We start from the raw sequence: 1,931 nt of genomic DNA on the forward strand, positions 1-1,931 counted from the left end.
CGGCCGAGGCCGGCGAGGTGGGCGCGATGCGGCTGCTCGCGTTCCTGCTGCAGCTGCGAGGGGCCACGGCGGAGGCGCACGCGTGGACCCGGCGCACCGGCGATCTCGAGCGGCCCGCGGTGCCCATCGAGCTGCTGCTGGGCTACGACAGCGACGAACCCCGGCCGGGGCCGAGGGTGGCTGATCCGGACGAGCCGGAACTGCGCCGCCGCGCCGACGCCGGCGAGCCGCTCGCCGTTTCGATGCTCTCGGTTCGGCTGCGTCGGCGGGGGCTCGAAGCGGAAGCCGAAACGCTGCTCCGATCCCACGTGCGGGCCGGTGACCCCGCCGCCATGTGGTATCTCGCGGACCTGCTGGTGGACCACGAAAAGATCGACGAGGCGGTCGGCTGGTTCCGGCGCAGCGCCGAACTCGGTGTGCAGGCCGTGCCGCTGCTGGTCGGCGTGCTGGACGGCCTGGGCCGGGTCGAAGAAGCCGAAGGGCCGTTGCGGGTTCAGGAACAGCGGGGTTCCCGGGCGGCGGCCGAGCACTTGGCCCGCCTGCTGGAGCGCCTCGGCCGCGTCGATGAGGCGGAGGCGTTGCTCCGGGTGCGGCTGGAGGCCGACGGCGAGAGCTGGATGATCCGGCCGGCCGAACCGGGCACCCTGCGGTTGCTCGCCAGGCTGCTGGATCGGACCGGCCGCGCCGGCGAGGCCGAGCGGCTGCGGCGGTACGGGATCGAACCTGGTGGTCGCACCGCGGACCCGTGGGAACTGGGCGAAGCGACGGTCGTGCCGAAGGCCGGTCGCGAGGCCGCGGGCGCCGGCGCGGGCGCACCCCGGCAGCACACATTCGGGGAGGATTCCGGCGAACGAACCTGCCCGCCGGAGTGAACGTCTGGAGGCGCGAAAGCGGCCGGTAACCCTCCGAATTTCACCGCCTATTTCGTTACGGTCCAATCGGGTGGTGCGGTTCTTGTCCTGTTTCCCAGGCGCTGGGACGCGCGGCAAATTATGTGAAATAAAACCCCGCGACCGGGTGCACGATACAGTGCACGTGCGTCCGGATGTGCTGCTTGACTCGCCGGTAATCGGCCCAAAGAAAGATCAAGAATTGCGTTTCCGCAGTTCGCGAGCCTGTCGAGGGGTTCCCGGGTTGAGAGCGGGAAGTGGTGGAAGATCGCCTGTTTAACTCCTTGTGCCACCGGGTAACACGCTCCAGCGGTCGAGCAGTGGCCGCCTGAACCAAGCCGGCGACGTGGTCCGGCGATTTGCCGCTACCCGCCGTTGCTCGCCGTGTGTGCCAGTGCCGGAAACCACCGGGTAAATGGCCGCTCAACTCGTGGAATGGTGCCGTTGTCGTTGCTACGTTGGGTAGCGCCGAACCGGGGGGTGCGTATGTGGGGATCCCACGATTGGCGGTACTGACGATCACCGGCGAGCAGGCAGCGTATTAATTCCAGCGGCCTCGATGGGCGGTGCTGGCGGGGGTTGTTCGGGGCGGTTGCGGTCGTGAGGCATTCGCGGTGCTGGGTTTTTCGTGCGATATCGGAGGGTCGGGTCATGCAATCCGTACGAGACGGTCACCTCGCCTCGGACCGGCAACGGGTCACGGCGGAACGACTGGACGCGGTGCTGGACCGCGCGGCTCGCCGGCACCGGGTGCCGGGAGCGCAGCTGGCGGTCCTGCGCGACGGCGAGCGGGTGGTGGTCCAGACCGGCGTCGAGGACCAGGACCGCGGCACGCCGATGACCGAGGACTCCGCGGTGCCGTCGGGATCGGTCACCAAGGTGGCCACGGCGACCGTCGTGATGGTGCTCGTCGCCGATGACGACCTGGAGCTCGACCAACCCGTCGGCGACGCCTTGGGGGTGGCCGGCCTGGACCGCGGCCTCACCCCGCGCCGGCTGCTCAGCCACACCAGCGGGCTCCCGTCCGACCCCGCCGACCCC

At 70.1% G+C, this 1,931-nt stretch carries 1 protein-coding gene and 1 pseudogene; both read left to right on the forward strand.

Annotated elements, in window-relative coordinates:
* Positions 1 to 872, forward strand: a pseudogene (locus G3I65_RS18765) (hypothetical protein); the annotation flags it as partial.
* A gap of 669 nt (positions 873 to 1,541) precedes the next feature.
* Positions 1,542 to 1,931, forward strand: a 390-nt coding sequence (locus tag G3I65_RS18770) for a serine hydrolase (protein ID WP_160697264.1), incomplete at its 3' end; no start/stop codon positions are given.

This window comes from Amycolatopsis sp. SID8362 (genome assembly GCF_010550475.1).
Taxonomy (GTDB): domain Bacteria; phylum Actinomycetota; class Actinomycetes; order Mycobacteriales; family Pseudonocardiaceae; genus Amycolatopsis; species Amycolatopsis eburnea.